The 19,952-nt window shown below is 72.8% G+C and carries 17 protein-coding genes; 9 read left to right on the forward strand and 8 right to left on the reverse strand.

Annotated elements, in window-relative coordinates; all coding sequences use genetic code 11:
• Nucleotides 1-15 precede the first annotated feature (15 nt).
• The gene (locus ACWCSU_RS26660; protein ID WP_449938469.1) at nucleotides 16-1,590 is read left to right on the forward strand and encodes an ATP-binding cassette domain-containing protein; all 1,575 of its coding nucleotides are present in this window, start codon (nucleotides 16-18) and stop codon (nucleotides 1,588-1,590) included.
• Here the strand turns inward: ACWCSU_RS26660 and ACWCSU_RS26665 are convergent.
• Nucleotides 1,587-2,798, reverse strand: coding sequence for an ROK family transcriptional regulator (locus ACWCSU_RS26665; RefSeq protein ID WP_357695973.1), 1,212 nt, complete (start codon nucleotides 2,796-2,798; stop codon nucleotides 1,587-1,589). The genes ACWCSU_RS26660 and ACWCSU_RS26665 overlap by 4 nt on opposite strands.
• Nucleotides 2,799-3,012: 214 nt before the next feature.
• Here ACWCSU_RS26665 and zwf point away from each other — a divergent pair, with 214 nt between their 5' ends.
• From zwf to eda, 4 genes are all read left to right on the forward strand, one after another.
• Complete coding sequence (zwf, locus tag ACWCSU_RS26670; protein ID WP_397042551.1) at nucleotides 3,013-4,416, forward strand: glucose-6-phosphate dehydrogenase; 1,404 nt, start codon at nucleotides 3,013-3,015, stop codon at nucleotides 4,414-4,416.
• Nucleotides 4,413-6,383: a phosphogluconate dehydratase gene (gene edd, locus ACWCSU_RS26675; RefSeq protein WP_449938473.1), complete on the forward strand. Its 1,971-nt coding sequence runs from the start codon at nucleotides 4,413-4,415 to the stop codon at nucleotides 6,381-6,383. Before zwf ends, edd begins: the two co-directional genes overlap by 4 nt.
• A gap of 67 nt (nucleotides 6,384-6,450) precedes the next feature.
• Nucleotides 6,451-7,416, forward strand: coding sequence for a glucokinase (locus tag ACWCSU_RS26680; RefSeq protein WP_364094366.1), 966 nt, complete (start codon nucleotides 6,451-6,453; stop codon nucleotides 7,414-7,416).
• A 58-nt stretch (nucleotides 7,417-7,474) separates the two neighbouring features.
• Complete coding sequence (gene eda, locus ACWCSU_RS26685) at nucleotides 7,475-8,089, forward strand: bifunctional 4-hydroxy-2-oxoglutarate aldolase/2-dehydro-3-deoxy-phosphogluconate aldolase (RefSeq protein WP_449938476.1); 615 nt, start codon at nucleotides 7,475-7,477, stop codon at nucleotides 8,087-8,089.
• On the opposite strand, the gene ACWCSU_RS26690 is transcribed toward eda, so the two are convergent.
• Complete coding sequence (locus tag ACWCSU_RS26690) at nucleotides 8,007-8,828, reverse strand: hypothetical protein (protein WP_449938480.1); 822 nt, start codon at nucleotides 8,826-8,828, stop codon at nucleotides 8,007-8,009. The two genes, eda and ACWCSU_RS26690, sit on opposite strands and share 83 nt — an antisense overlap.
• Before the next feature lie 213 nt (nucleotides 8,829-9,041).
• On the opposite strand from ACWCSU_RS26690, the gene ACWCSU_RS26695 reads away from it, so the two are divergent.
• From ACWCSU_RS26695 to ACWCSU_RS26710, 4 genes are all read left to right on the forward strand, one after another.
• Nucleotides 9,042-9,824, forward strand: coding sequence for an IclR family transcriptional regulator (locus tag ACWCSU_RS26695; RefSeq protein ID WP_357695961.1), 783 nt, complete (start codon nucleotides 9,042-9,044; stop codon nucleotides 9,822-9,824).
• 200 nt (nucleotides 9,825-10,024) lie between these two features.
• Nucleotides 10,025-11,161, forward strand: coding sequence for a cytochrome P450 (locus ACWCSU_RS26700; protein ID WP_357695960.1), 1,137 nt, complete (start codon nucleotides 10,025-10,027; stop codon nucleotides 11,159-11,161).
• Nucleotides 11,162-11,281: 120 nt separating this feature from the next.
• On the forward strand, nucleotides 11,282-13,369 hold the full coding sequence (locus ACWCSU_RS26705; RefSeq protein ID WP_449938484.1) for a protein kinase domain-containing protein: 2,088 nt from the start codon (nucleotides 11,282-11,284) through the stop codon (nucleotides 13,367-13,369).
• 184 nt (nucleotides 13,370-13,553) lie between these two features.
• Nucleotides 13,554-13,976 carry a hypothetical protein gene (locus ACWCSU_RS26710; RefSeq protein WP_449938486.1) on the forward strand — a complete coding sequence of 141 codons (423 nt, stop codon included), beginning with the start codon at nucleotides 13,554-13,556 and terminating at the stop codon, nucleotides 13,974-13,976.
• Nucleotides 13,977-14,124: 148 nt separating this feature from the next.
• Here the strand turns inward: ACWCSU_RS26710 and ACWCSU_RS26715 are convergent, their stop codons facing one another.
• From ACWCSU_RS26715 to ACWCSU_RS26740, 6 genes are all read right to left on the reverse strand, one after another.
• The gene (locus ACWCSU_RS26715; protein ID WP_397042459.1) at nucleotides 14,125-15,030 is read right to left on the reverse strand and encodes an NAD(P)-dependent oxidoreductase; all 906 of its coding nucleotides are present in this window, start codon (nucleotides 15,028-15,030) and stop codon (nucleotides 14,125-14,127) included.
• Nucleotides 15,027-15,764, reverse strand: coding sequence for a FadR/GntR family transcriptional regulator (locus ACWCSU_RS26720; protein ID WP_449938489.1), 738 nt, complete (start codon nucleotides 15,762-15,764; stop codon nucleotides 15,027-15,029). The genes ACWCSU_RS26715 and ACWCSU_RS26720 overlap by 4 nt, the downstream gene beginning before the upstream one ends.
• Nucleotides 15,761-16,381, reverse strand: coding sequence for a bifunctional 4-hydroxy-2-oxoglutarate aldolase/2-dehydro-3-deoxy-phosphogluconate aldolase (locus tag ACWCSU_RS26725; RefSeq protein WP_449938491.1), 621 nt, complete (start codon nucleotides 16,379-16,381; stop codon nucleotides 15,761-15,763). The genes ACWCSU_RS26720 and ACWCSU_RS26725 overlap by 4 nt, the downstream gene beginning before the upstream one ends.
• Nucleotides 16,382-16,699: 318 nt before the next feature.
• The gene (locus ACWCSU_RS26730) at nucleotides 16,700-17,614 is read right to left on the reverse strand and encodes a sugar kinase (protein WP_449938494.1); all 915 of its coding nucleotides are present in this window, start codon (nucleotides 17,612-17,614) and stop codon (nucleotides 16,700-16,702) included.
• A 70-nt stretch (nucleotides 17,615-17,684) separates the two neighbouring features.
• Nucleotides 17,685-19,007 (reverse strand): MFS transporter, encoded by a 1,323-nt coding sequence (locus ACWCSU_RS26735; RefSeq protein WP_449938497.1) that lies wholly within the window; start codon nucleotides 19,005-19,007, stop codon nucleotides 17,685-17,687.
• Nucleotides 19,008-19,260: 253 nt separating this feature from the next.
• Complete coding sequence (locus ACWCSU_RS26740; RefSeq protein WP_449938500.1) at nucleotides 19,261-19,866, reverse strand: TetR/AcrR family transcriptional regulator; 606 nt, start codon at nucleotides 19,864-19,866, stop codon at nucleotides 19,261-19,263.
• Nucleotides 19,867-19,952: the final 86 nt, after the last annotated feature.

Here is a 19,952-nt window from a genome sequence, read left to right on the forward strand (position 1 = left end):
GTCTAGTAATGGAACATGGGTCATATCGAGGTGAGCGGCGTGACGTACCTGCTGCCGGACGGGCGTCCGCTGCTGCTGGAGGCGTCGTTCAAGGTGGGCGACGGCGCCAAGGCGGCGCTGGTCGGCCCCAACGGCGCGGGCAAGACGACACTGCTCCGGCTGATCGCGGGCGACCTGCGCCCCGACGACGGGCGGGTCACCACCGGGGGCGGCGTCGGGGTGATGCGGCAGTTCCTCGGCACCGGCAGCGTGCGCGACCTGCTGCTGGGCGTCGCGCCCCTACGGGTGCGGGAGGCCGCGGCCGAGCTGGAGCGCGCGGAGTCGGCGATCGGGCGGTGCGACGACGAGCCCCGGCAGCTCGCCTACGCCCAGGCGGTCGCCGACTTCGCCGACGCGGGCGGCTACGAGCTGGAGGTCGTGTGGGACGTGTGCGCGACCGAGGCGCTCGGGCTGCCGTACGAGCGGGTCGCCGGCCGGGGGCTGGACACGCTGTCCGGCGGCGAGCAGAAACGGCTGATGCTGGAGGCGCTGCTGCGCGGCCCCGACGAGATCCTGCTGCTCGACGAGCCGGACAACTACCTGGACGTGCCGGCCAAGCAGTGGCTGGAGCGGGCGGTCAGGAGCTCGGCCAAGACGGTGCTGCTGGTCTCGCACGACCGTCGGCTGCTGGCCGAGGCGGCCGACCGCGTCGTCACGGTGGAGGGGCGCGAGGTGTGGGTGCACGGCGGCGGCTTCGCCGGTTACGCCGAGGCCCGCAGACGGCGCGGCGAGCGTCTGGAGGAGCGGCGGCGGCGCTGGGAGGACGAGCGGGGCCGGCTGCGCCGGCTGGTGCACGTCCTGCGGCAGCGGTCGGCGAACAACGACGCGCTCGCCGGGGCCTACCGGTCGGCGGTGTCCCGGCTGGAGCGCTTCGAGCGGGCGGGGCCGCCGAGCCGGCCGCCGAAGGAGCAGAACGTACGGATGCGGCTGCGCGGCGGGCGTACCGGGAAACGGGCCGTGACGTGCGCGGACCTGGAGCTGACCGGCCTGGTGCGGCCCTTCTCCACCGAGGTCGCCTACGGCGAGCGGGTCGGCGTGCTGGGCCTGAACGGCACCGGCAAGAGCCACTTCCTGCGCCTGCTGGCCGGCGAGCCCGTCGCGCACACCGGCGTGGCCCGGCTGGGCGCCCGCGTCGTCCCCGGCCACTTCGCCCAGACCCACCTGCGGCCCGACCTGCACGGACGGCCCGTCGCCGAGCTGGTCACCGAGACGTTCGCGCTGACCAGGAACGAGGCCATGGCCGCGCTGGCCCGCTACGAGCTGGCGCCGGCCGGCGGGCAGCGGTTCGAGACGTTGTCGGGCGGCCAGCAGGCCCGGCTGCAGATCCTGCTGCTGGAGTTGTCGGGGGCGACGCTGCTGCTGCTCGACGAGCCGACCGACAACCTCGACCTGGCCAGCGCGCAGGCGTTGCAGGAGGGGCTGGACGGCTTCGCGGGCACGGTGCTGGCGGTCACGCACGACCGCTGGTTCGCCGACGACCTGGACCGCCACCTGATCTTCGGCGCGGACGGCGTGGTGCGGGAGAGCCCCGAACCCCGCTGGGACCTCTAGCTGGAGGCGGCCAGGCCGCGCTCGCGGCGCAGCGTGGAGACCGTCATCGTCTCGTCGACCGCCTCGGGCGAGAGCACGTGGTCGAGAACCATCACCGCGCAGCCGCTGATGCCCGCCCCCGCGCCGAGCCGGCTCGGCTCGATGCGCAGCCGCCGGGTCGCCAGGGCGGTGGAACGCCGGTAGACGACCTCGCGGATGCTCGACACCAGCGGGCCGAACGCCTCGGCCATGTCGCCGCCGAGCACCACGACCGACGGGTTGAGGATGTTGACCGCCCCGGCCAGCACCTCGCCGATGCGGCGGCCGGCCGTGCGGACCGTGGCCATCGTCTCGGCGTCGCCCGCGCGCACCAGCGCGGTCACGTCGGCGATGGTCACGACGTTCTTGCCCGCCTCGCGCAGGTCGCGCAGCAGCGCGGTGCCACTGGCGACGGAGTCGACGCAGTCGGTGTTGCCGCAACGGCACAGCACGCCGCCGCCGTCGAGCACGGGGATGTGGCCGATCTCGCCGGCCGCGCCCATCGCGCCGCGCAGGATCTCGCCGCCGGCGATCACGCCCGCGCCGATCCGGGTGGAGACCTTCACGAACATCAGGTCGTCGAGGTCGGGGTAGGCGCCTCGGTGCTCGCCGATGGCCAGCACGTTGACGTCGTTGTCCACGAGCACCGGGACGGGGAACCGGTCGCGGATGATCGGCGGGATCACCACGCCGGTCCAGGAGGCCATCACCCGGGCGCTCTCCGTACGGCCCTGGGCGAACTCGACGGTGGCGGGCACGCCCATGCCGACACCCCTGACGCACGAGCGGGGGCGGTCGCCGAGCAGCTCGTCCCAGGTGTCCATGAGCAGCGGGAGCACGACGTCGGGGCCCTGCTCGACGTCGATGAAGAAGTCACGGCCGGCCAGCTCGCGCCCGGCCAGGTCGCAGACCGCGACCCGGGTGCGGCTCGCGCCCAGCGCGGCGACCAGGACGACGCCGCCGCCGGAGTTGAACTCCAGCCGGACCGGCGGCCGCCCGCCCGTGGAGGGCGCGTCGGTGCGCTCGACGACCAAGCCGCGTTCGAGCAGCTCGCCGACGCGCAGTTGCACCGCCGGACGCGACAGACCGGTCACCCGGCCGAGGTCGGCGCGCGTGACGGCCTCACCTGTGCGGATGAGGCGGAGCACCTCGCCACTCGTGGCGAGGGTCGCGGCGGTACGTCGAGGCATCGGCTAAGTGAATCACATGGGCTTCGGTAATGAAAGGTGAAGACTTTTTCATCTCAGATAGCAAAACCCTGCTTGTGTACGACCCGAACTCTCGTTAGTGTCCGTTCTGTCCTTCTTGGTAGATCAACGGAGCTTCGCCTTGTCCCCCCTCTCGACCGCCAGCCCCGCCCATACCGCCGATCTCGTCGTCTTCGGCGGCACCGGCGACCTGTCCATGCGCAAGCTGATCCCGGCGCTCTACCACAGCGACAGGGACGGCCGGCTGTCCCCCGAGACCCGCGTCATCGCCATGTCCCGGGGCGGGCTGACCGACGCCGACTTCCGCGGCAAGGTGGACGCCGAGGTACGCGACCAGGTCCCCGTGGACGACCCCGCCGTCTGGCAGCGCTTCCTCGGCCGTCTGCACCACGTCTCGGTGGACGTCGGCGGCGAGGACAAGTCCGGGTGGGGTGCGCTGACCAGGCTGCTGGCCGGTCACGAGCAGCGCGACCGGGTGTTCTACCTGGCCAGCCCGCCGATGACGTTCGGCCCCTTCTGCCGCGAGCTGGACGAGGCCGGCCTGGTCACCCCGCTCTCGCGGGTGGTGCTGGAGAAGCCGCTCGGCCGCGACCTGCCCAGCGCGCAGCGGATCAACGACGAGGTCGGCGCCATCTTCGACGAGCGCCAGATCTTCCGCATCGACCACTACCTGGGCAAGGAGACGGTGCAGAACCTGCTGGTCCTGCGCTTCGCCAACGCCTTCCTCGAACCGATCTGGAACTCGTTGTGGATCGACCACGTCCAGATCACCGCCGCCGAGACCGTCGGCACGCCGGGACGGCGCGGCTACTACGACCATGCGGGCGCGCTGCGCGACATGGTGCAGAACCACCTGCTCCAGCTCCTCACGCTGACCGCGATGGAACCGCCGTCCCGCAACGACCGCGAGTCCATCCGCGACGAGAAGGTCAAGGTGCTGCAGTCGCTGCGGCCGGTCGTCGGGACCGAGGTGGACCGTTTCACCGTGCGCGGCCAGTACACCGAGGCCGACGGCATGCCGTCCTACCTGGACGAGCCCGCCTCCACGCCGACGACCGAGGCCTCGCGGCGGGTGGAGACGTTCACCGCGATCCGGGCCGAGATCAAGAACTGGCGATGGGCCGGGGTGCCGTTCTATCTGCGGACCGGCAAGCGCATGCCGTACCGGCGGTCGGAGATCGTGGTGCAGTTCAAGGACGTGCCGCACTCCATCTTCCCCGGCGGCACGCCGAACCGCCTGGTGCTGCGGTTGCAGCCCGAGGAGGGCATCGAGCTGCACATCATGGCCAAGGAGCCGGGCGCGGGCGAGGTGACGCTGAAGCCGGTGCCGCTGTCGCTCAGCTTCGGCAAGACGTTCACGGCCCGGGTGCCGGAGGCGTACGAGCGGCTGCTGACCGACGTCCTGGCGGGCAACCCGACGCTGTTCATGCGGCGTGACGAGGTGGAGGCGGCCTGGCGTTGGATCGATCCGATCCTGGCCGCCTGGGAGTCCTCCGCCGATCTGCCCGAGCCCTACCCCGCAGGAACCACCGGCCCCGCCGGGGCCCACGAACTGCTCGGCCGCAGCGGTCGCGCCTGGCACGAGGAGGAAGACCTGTGAATTCCGTCATCCAGGAGATCACCGATCGGATCGCCGAGCGCAGCGCGGCCAGCCGTACCGCCTACCTGGCGCGCATCCGGCGCGACGGCGAGGCGGCGCGGGCCAAGGGCCCGGCGCGCGCCCACCTGGGCTGCGCGAACCTGGCCCACGGCTTCGCGGCCGCACCCGAGGACGACAAGCTGATCCTGCGCGGCGCCGGAGGCGCCGGAAGCGCCGGAAGCACGGCCAAGCCCGGCGTGGCGATCGTGACCAGCTACAACGACATGCTCTCGGCCCACCAGCCGTACGAGACCTACCCGCCGGAGCTGAAGGCGGCGGTGCGCAGGGCGGGCGGCGTGGCGCAGGTCGCCGGCGGCGTGCCCGCCATGTGTGACGGCATCACGCAGGGCCGCGCGGGCATGGAGCTGTCCCTCTACAGCCGCGACGTGATCGCCATGGCGGCCGCCATCGCGCTGTCGCACGACATGTTCGACGCGTCGCTGCTGCTGGGCGTCTGCGACAAGATCGTGCCGGGCCTGTTCATCGGGGCGCTGCACTTCGGGCACCTGCCGGCGATCTTCGTGCCGGCCGGGCCGATGACCTCCGGGCTGCCGAACAAGGTCAAGGCGCGTACCCGCCAGCTCTTCGCCGAGGGCAAGGTGGGACGGGCCGAGCTGCTGGACGCCGAGGCCAAGTCCTACCACTCCCCCGGCACCTGCACCTTCTACGGCACCGCCAACTCCAACCAGGCGCTGATGGAGGTCATGGGCCTGCACCTGCCCGGCTCGACGTTCGTCAACCCGCACACCGAGCTGCGCCACGCTCTCACCGAGGCGGCCGGCCGCCGCGCGGTGGAGATCACCGCGCACGGATCGGAGTACACGCCGATCGGCGAGCTGGTGGACGAGAAGTCCATCGTGAACGCGTGCGTGGCGCTGCTGGCCACCGGCGGCTCCACCAACCACACGCTGCACCTGGTCGCCATGGCCGCCGCCGCGGGCCTCGTGCTGACCTGGGACGACCTGGCCTGCCTGTCGCGCGTCGTGCCGTCGCTGACCAAGATTTACCCCAACGGCCAGGCGGACGTGAACCACTTCCGCGACGCCGGCGGCATGCAGGTGCTCATCGGCGACCTGCTGGACGAGGGCCTGCTCCACGGCGACGTGCTGACCGTCGCCGGCCCCGGACTCGACCGCTACCGCGAGGCGCCGTCCCTGGTGGACGGCGAGCTGGTGTGGGAGCCGGTCACGGGCGGCAGCAAGGACCTCGACGTGCTGCGTCCGGTCGCCGAGCCGTTCTCGGCCGACGGCGGGATCCACATGGTCGAGGGCAACCTCGGCCGGGCCGTCAGCAAGGTGTCGGCGGTCAAGGCCGAGCACCTGGTGATCGAGGCCCCGGCCAAGGTGTTCGACGACCAGCTCGACCTGCTGCGCGCCTTCGAGGCCGGCGAGCTGGACGGGCAGGACTTCGTGGCCGTCATCCGCTACCAGGGCCCCAGCGCCAACGGCATGCCCGAGCTGCACAAGCTCACGCCGCCGCTGGCCGTGCTGCTGGACCGGGGGCAGCGCGTGGCGATCGTCACCGACGGCCGCATGTCGGGCGCGTCGGGCAAGGTGCCCGCGGCCATCCACCTGTCGCCCGAGGCCGCCGACGGCGGGCCGATCGCGCTCGTCCGCGACGGCGACGTGGTCCGGCTCGACTCGGCCGCCGGCACGCTGGAGCTGCGGGTGCCCGCCGAGGAGCTGGCCCGGCGCACGCCCGAGGGCCGGCCGCTGAGCGACGCGGAGTGGGTCGGCACGGGACGCGAGCTGTTCGCCACGTTCCGCCGCATGGCCGGGCACGCCGAGCAGGGCGCGGGGATCTTCGGGGTGAGCGGCGCCGAGTCGCCCCACCACGGCCCCGGGCTGGGCTTCCCCGCCGAGGCGGGCGCCTCCCACCTGGAGACGGGCGCGCCCGCGGGCACGCGGGCCACCGGGCTGCGCCGGTGAGCGTTCGTGACATCCTTCCGGCGACGGCGTGCGATCCCGGTCGCGCCCTGAGCATCGGAGGTGTGAGATGAGTGCGTTCGACCTGCCCTGGCTGGTCGCCGACATCGGGGGGACCAACGCCCGGTTCGGGCTGGTCACCTCGCCGCAGGCCCGGCCGACGAACGTCGCGGTGCTGGCCGGCTCCGCCTACGCCACCCTGCCCGACGCCGTGGACGCCTACCTCGCCGAGCACGCGGGCGGGGCGCGTCCGGGCGCGGCCTGCCTGGCGCTGGCCGGGCCCATCGACGGCGACCGCTACCGGCTGACGAACTCGGCGTGGGCCGGGTCCGTCCGCGACCTGGGCATCCCGTACGCGGTGCTGCTCAACGACTTCGAGGCGCTGGCCGTGTCGCTGCCGCACCTGGAGGGCCCCGATCTGGTGTCCCTGGGCGGGCCCGAGCCCGGCGACGGCGTCAAGGCCGTGCTGGGTCCGGGGACCGGGCTCGGCGTCGGCGGGCTCGTGCCCACCGACCGGGGCTGGACGCCCGTCCCGGGCGAGGGCGGGCACGTCACGGTGCCGGTGATCGACCGGCGGGAGCTGGAGATCGTACGGGTGCTGCAGGCCGAGGGGCTGCCGCACGTCGTGGCCGAGCACCTGCTGTCCGGCCCCGGCCTGGTACGCCTGCACCGGGCGCTGGCCAAGGTCAACGGCGTGACCGCGCCCGACCTGAACGCCTCCGACATCGTGGCCCGGCTCGACGACTCGCTCTGCGCGGAGACCGTCGAGGTGTTCTGCGAGATGCTGGGCAGCTTCGCCGGGAACGTGGCCCTCACCCTGGGCGCCAGGGGTGGGGTGTACCTGGGCGGCGGGGTGCTGCCCCGTATCGTGGAACGGGTGCGGGCCAGCGGCTTCCGCGACCGGTTCATCGGCAACCCCGACATGTCCGGATACCTGGAGGCGATCGCCACCACGCTGATCGTCGCGCCCCAGCCGGCGCTCACCGGCGCGGCCGCCTGGCTGCGCCGGCGGGCCACCACCGAACTCGTGGGCTGAGGCTCACCCTGATCACCACTAGACGGCCGCGACCGCGGCCGATGAGGAGAAGACTCTCATGAGCTTGCTCGACCTCGCCCCCGTGATCCCCGTCGTGGTGATCGACGACGTGGCGACCGCCGTGCCGATGGCCGAGGCGCTCGTGACGGGCGGACTGCCCGTCATCGAGGTGACGCTGCGCACGCCGGCCGCGCTCGGCGCGATCGAGCGGATCGCCGCGGAGGTGCCGGGGGCCACGGTCGGCGCGGGCACGATCCGCACCACCGCCGACATCTCGGCGGCCGTGGCGGCCGGGTCCCGGTTCCTGGTCTCGCCGGGCACGACGTTGTCGCTGGTGGAGGCGCTGGAGGCGAGCGGCGTGCCGTACCTGCCGGGCGCGGCCACCGTCTCGGAGGTGATGGCGCTGGCCGAGCGCGGCATCAAGGAGCTGAAGTTCTTCCCGGCCGAGGCGGCGGGCGGCGTGCCGTACCTGAAGTCGCTGGCCGGGCCGCTGCCGGACGTGCGCTTCTGCCCGACCGGCGGCATCCGGGCCGAGAGCGCCGCCGACTACCTGCGGCTGCCGAACGTCGGCTGCGTGGGCGGGAGCTGGCTCACCCCGGCCGACGTGCTGGCCGCGGGCGACTGGGCGCGGGTGGAGAAGCTGGCCGCCGACGCGGCGGCCCTGCGCCGGTAGGCCGCCCCTGCCGGAGGTCCTGGGCCTTGGCGTCCTCGTGCCGCGCCTGCTCGCACTCGGCGACGGGCGCGCGGGTGCGGCAGTCCTCGTAGACGGCGGTCGCGTGCCGGCAGATGTCGCCGCCCTCGGAGGTGAGGGTCCAGCCGTACCGGCAGAAGGCGTACTCCTCGATGCCTTCGACGCAGATGTGGCGGGCGATCTCCGTGCCCTCGACGGTCCGCGCCCGGCAGGCGTCATAGCCGGGGGCGGCGTCGCCGCAGAGCATCCCGCCGCCCCGCCGGACGCAGACGGTGTAGACCGCCGGGCGCTCGCACCGGCGGTCCGTCCCACCGGCGAACCGGCAGTACAGGTACGCCCGCGCGGCGCTCTCCCCGTCCCGCGCGCACGTCCGCGTGTCGCGTACGACGACGTCGGCGCGACGGCAGTCCGCCAGGAACGCCCTCCGGTCGCGCTGGACGGCCTCGCTGCCCCGGCAACGACGGCCGGTGAACCCGGCCTCCTCGCAGGCGTCGAGAAGGGCCCGTCCCCTCTCGCACCGCTTGGCGTCGGAGGTGTCCGCGCAGGACTCCAGCAGCTCCGGCGGCGGCCGCGTGGACCGGATCACGGGCACCGGTGTGCTCGTGGGGGCCGCCGTGTGCGCGGCTCGCGGGACGTCCCGTTCCGGGCCGTAGGCCAGCCAGAGCAGCCCTCCGACGAGCAGCACCGCCGTCAGCGCGACGGCGTACGCCCGCAGCGACATCCTGATGCCCCCTTCGCACGCCCATGCGCATATGCCGCACTTCTGGACTTATACCGCAGAACCACCGCCGACGTGGCCGTTCACGGGTAAGCGGAGATCATCAGCCCGCGCCGAACCGGGTATTCGGACGCGTGGCGGCGGGGTAGGGCAAGGAATGCCAAGCCGTAGCCCCGGGAAGCCCCATCCGCTCCTCGGAGAGCGAAAGGGACTGCCATGCCGCTGCAAACGGCCCGCCAGGAAGACCTCACGCGTCCGGTGACGCCGATCGGGAGCCTGGAGCGGGGCATCGACATCCTCCTCGCGCTGAGCGCCGCGCCCCGGCCGGTCAGCCTGGCCCAGCTCAGCCGGAGCACGGGCCTGCCCAAGTCCACGGCCCACCGCATCCTGGGCGTGTTGTGCGCCCGCGAACTGGCCCGGCGGGTGGGCACCGGCTACCTGCCCGGCCGGCAACTGGAGACCATGGCCGGCATCGCCAGGAGCCGCATCCCGGGGTCGCGCCGGGTGGTGCTGCCGTACCTGCTCTGCCTGCAGGAGACCACCCGGCAGACGGTCAACCTGGCCGTGACCGCCGGCCTGGAGGCCCGCTACGTCGAGCGCCTGTACGGTCACGACCGCGTCCGCTCCCGCTCCGACGGCACCGATCTCGCGCCGCTGCACTGCACGGCGACCGGCAAGGCGCTGCTGGCCTTCGACACCGGGCTGCGCGAGGAGGTGCTCGGGCGCGGCGGCTTCGAGCGGCTGACCCGTCGCACGATCACCGGGGTGGCCACCCTGGAACGGGAACTGGCCCAGGTCCGACGCTACGGCGTGGCCTACGCCCAGGAGGAGTACACCGAGGGCGTGTCGTGCGTGGCCGCGCCGGTGTTCGGGCCCGGCGGCGGCGTGTGCATGTCAGTGGGGGTGGCGGCGCCCGCGCCGTCCGCGCCGCTGGCCCGGCTGGGCCTCACCGTGCGCGGCGCGGCACAGGCGATCTCGGCCGCGCTGGTGGTGGCCTGAGGTGTTCCGGCTTCTGGAACGCTCCATATGGCGCGGCCCGAAAACGTTCCGCCCAGCGAGACCCCCGCTTGCGCGACCGGCGGACGGGCGATCGCATGAGCCCATGAATCACCTTCCCGCTCCGGCCGCCGAGGAGGCGCCCGCGGCCCGGCGAGGTCAGGCCCCGACGCCCCTGGGCACGGGCCCCGGGGAGGGCACGCGTGCCTAGAGGCCTGCACAGGGCCACCGTGCTGGAGAGCCTGCGCCTGGCCGCCGCCCTCCTGCCGCCGGGCACGCCGCACGCGACGGCCGGGCTCGACCTGCTGCGTTCCCGCTCCCTGCTGACCGGCCTGCACGTGCGGTACGGCGGCCGTCCCGTGCTCGTCCGCGGCCCGCGCCGCACGGCTCTGGTGGTGCTGTCCCGCCGCGACGCCGAGCGCGTGCTGTCGGAGCCCGCCTTCGTCCCCGCCGTGCGCACGCGGGCCGCCGGGCTGCCCTACGACGTGCTGCGACCGACGTTCGCCGAGGTCGCACGCGAGGAGGCGGCGGCGCTGACGGCGGGCGTGATCGACTACGCCCGGCTGGAGGGCTGCTGGCAACGCGTGGCCCGGCGCTGCGTCTACGGCGCGGGCGCCGCCGGCGACGAGGAGCTGAGCGCGCTGCTCGCCCAGGTCAGGCGGGCGGGCAGAGGCCGGGCCAGACGCCGCCAGGAGATCCTGTCCGGCCGCTACGACGCCCGCATCCTCGACCACCTGCGCCGCGCCGAGCCCGGCACCCTCGCCGGCCTGCTGGCCGAGACCAGCGGCCCGGAGGCGCGCGGCCTGCGGCAGGCGGCGTTCTGGCTGCTCGGCTTCAGCGTCACCGCCGCGAGCCTCATGCGCACCCTCGCGCTGCTGGCCACCTACCCCGCCCAGCGCAAGTGCGCCCGCGCCGACCCCGACTACCTGCGCGCCTGCCTGCGCGAGGGCCTGCGCCTGTGGCCGCCGGTCCCGGCCCTGTCCCGGGTCACCACCGAGGAGACCGACTGGTACGGCGTCCCGGTGCCCGCCGGCACCCACGTCATCCTCCCCTTCGCCCCCCACCAGCGCAGCCCCCGCCTCCACTACGCCGACTCCTTCGCCCCCGAGATCTGGCTCGACGGCACCGCCGCCGACGAATGGTGGGCCCTGCCGCGCTGCGACGGCGTGCACCTGATGCTCGGCGTCGGCACGGCCTTCCTGGGCGGAATCCTGGCCGCGGCACGCCCCAAGGCGTCCGGCCGGCCGCTGTCGCCGCACCGCCCGCTGCCCCCGGCGCTCAACGCCGCGCGACTGCGGGTGACGATGCGTCCGCTGACGCGGCGTGCGGGCCAGAGCTGACCGGTCTTCGTCGCCACCGGGCCTCGGCTTCTCCGTTAGAGTCTGGGGGAGAAAAAGGCGTACCGGCGGGAGAAACGGTTCGGTTTGCGACGGGATGACGACGGCGAGAGGACGGCGACCGTGGGGCGCTCGGCAGGCACTCCGCTGGAGCCTGAGGATCCGCCGGCGATCGGCCCCTACGAGCTGGTGAGCCGTCTCGGCTCGGGTGGCATGGGCACCGTCTACCTCGCCAGGGGCGCCGACGGGGTCAAGGTCGCGCTCAAGGCCATCAGGCGGGATTTCACGGCCGACCCGGTCTACCGGGCGCGCTTCCACGAAGAGGTGTCCAACGCGCGCAAGGTGGCCTCGTTCTGCACCGCGCGGGTGCTCGACCACGGCGAGGACCGCGGGGTGCTCTACCTGGTCACCGAGTACATCGACGGCATCTCGCTGGAGAACCAGCTGATCGAGCACGGCGCGCTGCCGCCGTCCGTGCTGCACTCGGCGGCCGTGGGCGTGGCGGCGGCGCTGACCGCCATCCACGCCGCGGGGCTGGTCCACCGCGACCTCAAGCCGGCCAACGTCATGCTGACGCTGGCCGGGCCGCGGGTGATCGACTTCGGCCTGGCGCGTTCCACGCACGTCGCGTCCCGGCACACGAACGCCGGCATGGTGATGGGCACGCCCGGGTGGATCGCTCCCGAGCAGGTCTTCGAGGGGCACACGAGCCCGGCCGGCGACGTGTTCGCCTGGGGGTCGCTGATCGCGTACGCGGGGCTCGGCGGGCACCCGTTCGGCGAGGGGGACGCGTACGTGATGGCGGCGCGGGCCCGTACCGCGCCGCCGGACCTGCGCGGGCTGCCCGCGCCCCTCGACCGGCTGGTCGCGGCGGCCATCCACCCCGACCCGGCGCGCCGGCCCGCGGCCAAGCAGCTCCTGCTGGAACTGGTGGGGGCGGCCGACGAGCCCGCGGCCCAACTGGCGGCCACCGAACACCTGACCAACGCGTGGAACCCCTCGGAGTTCCGGCCGCTCGGCCCCATGACCCCACCCGCCGAACGCACCGGCCCCCGGCCCCCGATTCCCCCGGCGACCGGCTCCCGCCCCCCGATGCCGCCCCCGGCCGAACGCACGGGCCCCCGCCCGCCGATGCCCCCCTCCACCGAGCGCACAGGCTCCCGCGCCCCGATGCCACCTGCCGCCGAACGCACAGCATCCGGCGCTCCCATGCCGCCCATGCCTGAACGCACGGCGTCCGGCGGCCCGATGCCGCCTGCGGCCGAACGTGCGGCGTTCGGGGGGCCGGTGCCGCCCGCCGAGCGCACCGGCCCGCGTCCGCCGATGCCCGCCCCAGCGGACTACCAGGGGCCGGGCGCACCTCAGACGCCGTCCGCCGCCGACCACGCCGGGGCGCCCCACGCTGCCCAGATGCCCTCTCCGGCCGAGCTCACGGGCCCGCGGCCGCCCCAGATGCCTTCCCCGGCAGAACGCACCGGCCCCCGCCCGCCCCAGATGCCCTCCGCAGCCGAGCGCACGGGCCCCCGCCCGCCGCAGATGCCCTCCGCGGCGGAACGCACCGGTCCGCGCCCGCCCATGCCCGCCCCGACGGAGCATCCCGGTCCACGCGCGCCACAGATGCCGCCCCCCGTGGACCGGACCGGCAACATCCCGCTCCCCCACCACCAGACCACCGGCCAGGGCCCTCTACCGCCGCACACCACGGGCCAGGGCCCGCTCCCCGGGTACGTGCCCCCGCGCCCCAAACGCGGCATGTTCACCGGCTGCGTGACCGTCCTGGTGATCGCGATCGTCCTGCTCGTGGTGCTGCTGGCCGCCCTCGCCTGGATCTTCCGCTCCCCCGCCATGGGCGCGGACGGCCCGGTACAGGACGGCAAGCTGAAGTTCGCGGTAACCGGCACAAAGTGCCCCAAACCCGCGAAGTCGGCCTCCCGCCGGACCTGCCAGATCACGGTGAAGGTGAACAACGTCGGCCCCGACGCCCGCGTCCTCCAACCCGGCCAGCAGAAGCTGATCGACGCGGACGAGGCCCTGCACGGCGGGAGCAAACTCCTCGACAAGAGCGGCACCGAGATCACCCCGGTCCGCATCGCCCCCGGCCAGTCCTTCACCGGCACGCTGGAGTTCGACCTGCCGAAGAGCGCCGAGCCGGCGGGCCTTGAGGTACACGACTCGGGACAGAGCGCCGGAGCCCGAGTAGCCCTGGACTGAGCCAGAAACCCCCGGGGCGACCGCTCTCTGCCGCCGCGCCGCATGATTTCGACGGAAAGGCCTCGACGTCGACCTTCCAGCGACTACCCATGCCGACCGACGCCATCCGGCTGGAAGGCTCAGCGATCCGCCGATGGATCGCTCGCCAGAAGCGCCCCCTTCCATCGATCCGGCACGAAGAGACATGAGCCGCGACGTCGCCATCCACCTGGAGCTCGCACACGACATCGATTTCATGGACGTCCTCGATCGGCTCACCCGGATGGGGTGGGAGCTGCTGCGCGAAGAAGACGCCATCTGGTACATGACCGACTACGACTGGAAAATCCTGCCGCTGGACGGCCTGGACGAGGTGAAACGCGACATGCGCACCTCCTACGAGGCCGGGGAGGCGGTAGGCATCACCAGCAGGCTGCCCGACGGGAAGACCTTCGCGAACGTGCTGTTCCACGAGGAAAGGACATCGGCCTCCCTGCTCCCTCTGCTGGACTACCGCACCATCGCGCACATGCCGGAGTTCGTCGACCTGGGCTGGTATCTCGAAACGTTCCTGACGGCCTGCAGAGACCTGCCCATCGTACGAACAGAAGCCAGCGACCAGCGGTGACACCGTCAGCCGCGCCGGAGAGACCCCCGCCAACCTTCGCCTGCCTAAAAGGTTGAGCGATTGGTGGTGGGATGGCGGCGCGATTGAGGACATCGGGCTTTCGACCACGGGCGTGACCCGTTCTGGTGAGGGTCAGGTCGCCGCCACCTCAGAACCCCTGCTCCGCCGAGACCACACCCTCCAGCGGAGCGCCGTCGGCGAGGTGGCGCACGTTCGCGGCCACCCGTTCGGCCAGGCCACGCCAGTAGGACGACGGCGGGTTCGCGGTGTGCGGCGTGATCAGGACGTTCTCCATGTGCCACAACGGGTGCCCGGACGGCAGCGGCTCGGGATCGGTGACGTCCAGCGCGGCACCACCGATCCGCCCATCGCGCAGCGCCGCCACCAGGTCATCGGTCACGACGAGCGCGCCGCGTGCGATGTTGACCAGCCAGGCGTCCGTACGCATCAGGTCAAGCTCGGGAGCGCCGATCATGCCCTTGGTGCTCGGCGTGGTGGCCGCCGCGAGGACGACGTACGCCGCCTCCGGCAGCGCCTCCCGATATCGGGCACGGGGCAGGATGCGGTGTGCACCGGGCGCCCAGCCACTGTCGGTGACCGCGACCACCGGGCAGCCGAACGGCTCCAGCATCCTGATGAGCGCCCGCCCGATACCCCCACAGCCGATGATCGCGACCGTCGAGCCGGCGAACTCCTTCGACTCGTTCCTCCCCCACTCGGTGGCCCTGGCCAGTCGGGGCAGGTTGCGGGCCGCGGCCAGCATGAGGGCCAGTGCGTGCTCGGCGACGGGCACGCCATAGGAGCCGGTGGCGGCGGTGAAGACGGGCGCCTCGGTGATCACTCCCGCCGCGGCGTACCGCTCGACACCCGCCGCCGGCAGCTGCACCCACCGGATGCCGTCATGGATCATGGATCGCAGCTCCTCGGGGCCGCCGCGCCCGTAGTAGACGATCGCCTCCGCCTCCTCCAGCGGCACGACACTGCCACCCGACCGCCGTACGGCGTCGACCAGCACAGGCACCGGCTCAGGGCCGACATGGACGGCGACGCTCATCGGGGAACCTCCGTGACGTGCTCTCTGCTGTTCTCCAGGATCTGCTCGACCTCGGCGCGGGCACGTCCGACGATGTCCGCCGCGGCCTGTGCGGCCTCGGCCGCCCGCCCGGCGGCGACCGCCTCGGCGATCTCGTGGTGGAGGCCGATGGCGGTCGTCTCCAGGCGCTCGGGCAGGAGCAGCAGCTCTCGCCTGGCTTCGAGCAGCACCTCGGTCACCTCGGCGAGCTGAGCGAACATGCCGTTGCCCGACGCGGTCAGCAGCACCCGGTGGAAGGCCGCGTCGGCCGTGACGTAGGCCGGGCTGTCACCGGCGCGGGCGGCGGCGTCCATGGCGTGGGCGTGGGCGGCCAGTTCGTCCCGCACGCGGGGGTCGGGTTTCGCCGCGGCCAGCGCGGCGGCGGCGGGCTCGATGGCGGCGCGCAGCTCGGCCAGCTCACGCAGCTGCACCTCACGCCCCGGCGAGGCCAGCCGCCAGCGGATCACCTGGGGGTCATAAAGGTTCCAGGCGCTCATCGGCCGCACGGTGACGCCGACACGAGGACGGCTGGTGACCAGGCGTTTCGACTCCAGCACGCGGACGGCCTCCCGTGCGACGGTCCGGGAGACTCCGTACCGCTCCTGGACGTCCTCCAGTCGCAGCACCTCCCCCGCGCGGATCTCCCCGCCCGCCAGTGACCTGCCGACCGCGTCGAGCACCTGCCCGTGCAGGCCCCGTAGCGTCTCCACACTCATCGGGCCCGTCCAAGCCCCGCCAGCAGCGCCGCCACCCGCTCGCTCGCGGCACGCGGGCCGCCCGAGGTCAGCGCCGAGCCCATGCCACAGGCCACGGCACCGGCCGCGATCCACTCGGGAGCGTCGTCGATGGTCACGCCGCCGGTGGGGATCGCGGGCAGCTGCGGCAGAGCGGCCCGCACGTCCCGCAGCCAGGACGGCGACACCGCCGACGCCGGGAAGATCTTGACCGCGTCCGCCCCCTCTTCCAGGGCGCGGACGATCTCCGTCGGGGTGGTCACGCCCGGGAAGACCGGCACGCCGTAGCGGTGCGCGGCGCGGATCACGTCGGTGCGCAGGCCGGGCGAGACCAGGAACCGCGCGCCCGCCTCCACGGCGGCCCTGGCGGCGGCCTCGTCGAGTACCGTCCCCGCTCCGACCAGCGCGTCGGGGCGCTGCTCGGTGAGCCGGGCCACGGCGCTGAGGGCGCGGGGCGTGGTGAGCGCGACCTCGACGGCACGCAGCCCGGCGTCCAGCACGGCCTCGGCCGCCGTCAGCGCCGCCTCGGGCGCGGCGGCCCGGACGATGCCGAACACGCGTTGCTCCGTGACGGCCTGGACGATCTCCCAGCGGTACATGACGTCCCTTCTCCGGTTTCCCTCATCAACGCACGGCTACGGCGAGCCGCCCTCCGTGGTGACGGACGATCCCCCGCCTACCCGCCCCTGACCGCGTTTTCACGAATCGCCTTCGCCCGATTTGCGGACTCGCGATCCGCGTTCGATCGTCCTCGCCGGCCTCTTGCGGCGCAGGGGCCAGGCGCCGCAGGCTCCCCGTCACCGCACACACCAGGAGCAGGCCGACAGCAGAGTCATTCGACACACTCATGATCAGTAACGGCCCCTCTGCGGCAACGAGGTCACTCATGACGGCGAAGCATCTTCGACTGGTTTCGACTATCGGTGGACCGTTTCGGTGTGTCCGGTGAAGGCAGCCAAAGCGCGCTCCAGCCCCGCCCGGTCCGGCAGACCGTCGGTGTCCGCGGCGCACTGGACGACGAGCGCCGCCACCGCCGCCGCCTCGCGCAGACACACCTCGTAAGGCTCGCCGCGCAGCATCCCCGACAGGAACCCCGCGGCGAACCCGTCCCCCGCTCCCACGGGGTCGGTCACCGGCACCGTGAACGCCTCCTGCCGCAGCCCCGCGCATGTGGCGGACTTGTCGCGGTGCTTGATCACGGTCAACCCGGACAGCGTCGCCGGGTCTATCTGGAGCAGGTCGAGCTCGTCCTCGCCGGCCAGCACCACGTCCGCCCTGGCCAGCAGCGGCGCCACCCGCTCGCGCCACGCTGCGGGCTCGCCCAGCTTGTGTCGGATGTTGGGGTCGATGGAGATCAGCGCCCCGGCCTGCCCTGCCAGCTCCAGCAGCCGCAGGGTCGCCAGGTGCGCGGTCTCGGACAACATCGGAGTGATCCCCGTGACATGGACGATCTTCGCACCACTCACCATCTCCGGTGTCAGCTCGTCGGGAGCGAGCCTGGACGCGGCCGCCCCCGCACGGTAGTACTGCACGTCGATGGCCCGGAAGGGATGGCTGTCGCGGACGAGCAGACCGGTCGGCGCACCCGGGTCGATGACGGCATGCCTGGTGTCGACGCCCTCGGCCCGGAGCATGGACAGGACCGCCCGGCCCGCCGGATCCGCGCCGACCCGGCCGAGCCAGCGCACGTCGTGGCCGAGCCTGGCCAACCCGGCGGCCACGTTCGACTCCGCGCCCGCGATCGAGCGGCGGAAGACCGTGGCCCGCTCCAGCGGGATGCCGGGCTCGGCCAGCATCAGGAGCATCGCCTCACCGCACACCACGACACTCATGACTCGCCCATCCCTCGTCGCCCCGCATTCAATGGTGCTATCAAATCATGAAAGGCACGAGAAGAGTCGCTCAGGTCGTCTTGTAGGCGGAAGGCTGGGAGATGTCGATCCTGGATCGATCGGGCAGGGCCATCGTGGCGACGAACCCGACCACCGCCCCCACGACCATGAAGATCGCGATGGCCTGCCAGCCGTAGTCGTGCAGCAGCCACGTCGCGATCAGCGGCGCCGGACCGCCGGCGATGATCGACGCGAGCTGGTACCCGAGGCCTGCGCCGCCGTACCTGAGTCTGGTCGGGAAGCTCTCGGCGATGAGCGAGGCCTGCGGGCCGTACTCCATGGCGTGCTGGATCTGCGTGACCATGATCGTGAGGAAGACCACCGGCACGATGCCGGTGTTGAGCAGCGCGAAGTACGGGAACGCCACCACCGCCAGCAGCGCGGCGCCGACCGCGTACACGAGCCGGCGGCCGACACGGTCGCTCAGGTGCCCGAAGAACGGGATCGCGACGAGTTCCACCGCCGCCGCACAGGTCACCGCCGACAGCGCGATCGTCCGGGACAGGCCGAGCTGCTGGGTGACGTACGTGATGGCGAACGTCGTGTAGAGGTAGAACGGCATCTGCTCCGACACGCGCAGCAACGCGCTGAGCACCACCTCTTTGGGGTGCCTGCGCAGCACCTCGACCACCGGCAGCCTGACCACCTGCCGCCGTTCCAGCACCCGCGCGAACATCGGGGTCTCCAGCACCCTCAGCCGCACCCACATCCCGATGGCCACCAGGACCAAGCTGGCCAGGAACGGCACCCGCCATCCCCAGTCCTTGAACGTGTCGCCGGTCGTGGTGGCCAGCAGTGACATCGCGCCGGTGCCTAGGATCAGCCCGATGGGCACGCCCACCTGCGGCCAGCTCGCCATCAGCCCACGCCTGCGCTGGTCGCCCCACTCCATCGACAGCAGCACCGACCCGCTCCACTCGCCGCCCACCGCGATGCCCTGCAGAACACGCAGGACCACCAGGATGATCGGCGCTGCCACGCCGATGCTGTCGGTGCCCGGCAACACGCCGATGAGCGCGCTGGCCACGCCCATCGTCAGCAGGGTCACGATGAGCGTCGCCTTCCTGCCGATGCGGTCGCCCCAGTGGCCGAAGATCGCCGCTCCCACGGGCCGGGCGGCGAAGCCCACGGCGTTGGTCGCGAAGGCCGCCAGCGTGCCCGCGTACGGCGTGGACTTCGGGAAGAAGACCTCGGCGAAGACCACGGCGGCGGCCGTGTTGTAGAGGAAGAAGTCGTACCACTCGATGGCGGTGCCGACCACACTCGCCGTGGCGGCCTTGCGCACCTGGGCTCTGTGTTCGGCGGTCGTTAATCCGCTGCCGGTCTCGGTCACGCTGCACCTCGAAGGCGTTCCTGGGCCGCGTCCGCGCCAACGGTTGCCCTACCCCGCACCCGTGCCACGAACCACCTTCGGCCTTCTCCCCTCGCGGGAAACCTCCGGCCATCGTCGCGCCTCCTCTCATGGGGACGGCCCCCGGCTCCGCCCGGCTGGAAGCGGCGCCGGGCAGAACTCTAACACTCGTTAACCCGTCCCGCCGCCGGCGTCGCCTGGTGCCCAGATCGGGCGGAGGCCCCCCGGGAGGGCGTCAGGCAGCGGGTTCGCCCCCAGGGTTCGGGTCGGGCAAACCGGCGAGGACCGCGTCGAGCGCGAACCTGAAGTGTTCGACCTGGTCGGCCCGCCGACGCGCGGCCTCTACCGCGTGATAGTGCGGATACTTGTCGGCGGGGAGCTCGGTCCAGTCCCTCGCGGCGGCCTCGTGCAGGACCAGATGCCCGACGCACACGCGCAGGACCGCCCCCTTCACGTGATCGGCCTGGTCAGGAGGGAAGCCCGCGTCCAGCAGGATGCCGAAGATGGCTTCGTGGAGGCTCATCACGGGCGCGCGCCGGGCGTAGGTGGTGATGGACCACACCGAGGCCCTGGGATGCTCCAGCGACTGCCTGACCATCGAACCCATGAGCCCGCGCAGCTGGTCCTTCCACCCCCCTTCGCGGGGGGCCTGCGAGACGATGTTGCTGCACACCTCGTCCACGATGGCCTCCAGCAGCGACTCGCGCCCGTCGAAGTAGTGGTAGATCGCCGTCGCCGTCACATCGAGACGTTTGGCCAGCTTACGCATGCTGATGCCGTGGGCGCCGTCCGCCTCGAGGACCTCCAGGCCGGCTTCCAGGATCTTGTGACGGGTGAGCATCTGAATTGACCTCGCGCTTAACACATGTTAGAAATCTAACGGCCGTTAACTCCGGACAGCTTATCCGAGGGGAGAGGGATCCTTGG

Source organism: Nonomuraea sp. NPDC001699 (genome assembly GCF_053596455.1).

Bases quoted from the DNA above. Each gene is read 5' to 3' on its own strand.
- ACWCSU_RS26660 (WP_449938469.1), top strand. From the start codon at position 16: ATGGGTCATATCGAGGTGAGCGGCGTGACGTACCTGCTGCCGGACGGG.
- ACWCSU_RS26665 (WP_357695973.1), bottom strand. From the start codon at position 2,798: ATGCCTCGACGTACCGCCGCGACCCTCGCCACGAGTGGCGAGGTGCTC.
- zwf (WP_397042551.1), top strand. From the start codon at position 3,013: ATGCGCAAGCTGATCCCGGCGCTCTACCACAGCGACAGGGACGGCCGG.
- ACWCSU_RS26680 (WP_364094366.1), top strand. From the start codon at position 6,451: ATGAGTGCGTTCGACCTGCCCTGGCTGGTCGCCGACATCGGGGGGACC.
- eda (WP_449938476.1), top strand. From the start codon at position 7,475: ATGAGCTTGCTCGACCTCGCCCCCGTGATCCCCGTCGTGGTGATCGAC.
- ACWCSU_RS26690 (WP_449938480.1), bottom strand. From the start codon at position 8,828: ATGTCGCTGCGGGCGTACGCCGTCGCGCTGACGGCGGTGCTGCTCGTC.
- ACWCSU_RS26695 (WP_357695961.1), top strand. From the start codon at position 9,042: ATGCCGCTGCAAACGGCCCGCCAGGAAGACCTCACGCGTCCGGTGACG.
- ACWCSU_RS26710 (WP_449938486.1), top strand. From the start codon at position 13,554: ATGAGCCGCGACGTCGCCATCCACCTGGAGCTCGCACACGACATCGAT.
- ACWCSU_RS26715 (WP_397042459.1), bottom strand. From the start codon at position 15,030: ATGAGCGTCGCCGTCCATGTCGGCCCTGAGCCGGTGCCTGTGCTGGTC.
- ACWCSU_RS26720 (WP_449938489.1), bottom strand. From the start codon at position 15,764: ATGAGTGTGGAGACGCTACGGGGCCTGCACGGGCAGGTGCTCGACGCG.
- ACWCSU_RS26725 (WP_449938491.1), bottom strand. From the start codon at position 16,381: ATGTACCGCTGGGAGATCGTCCAGGCCGTCACGGAGCAACGCGTGTTC.
- ACWCSU_RS26730 (WP_449938494.1), bottom strand. From the start codon at position 17,614: ATGAGTGTCGTGGTGTGCGGTGAGGCGATGCTCCTGATGCTGGCCGAG.
- ACWCSU_RS26740 (WP_449938500.1), bottom strand. From the start codon at position 19,866: ATGCTCACCCGTCACAAGATCCTGGAAGCCGGCCTGGAGGTCCTCGAG.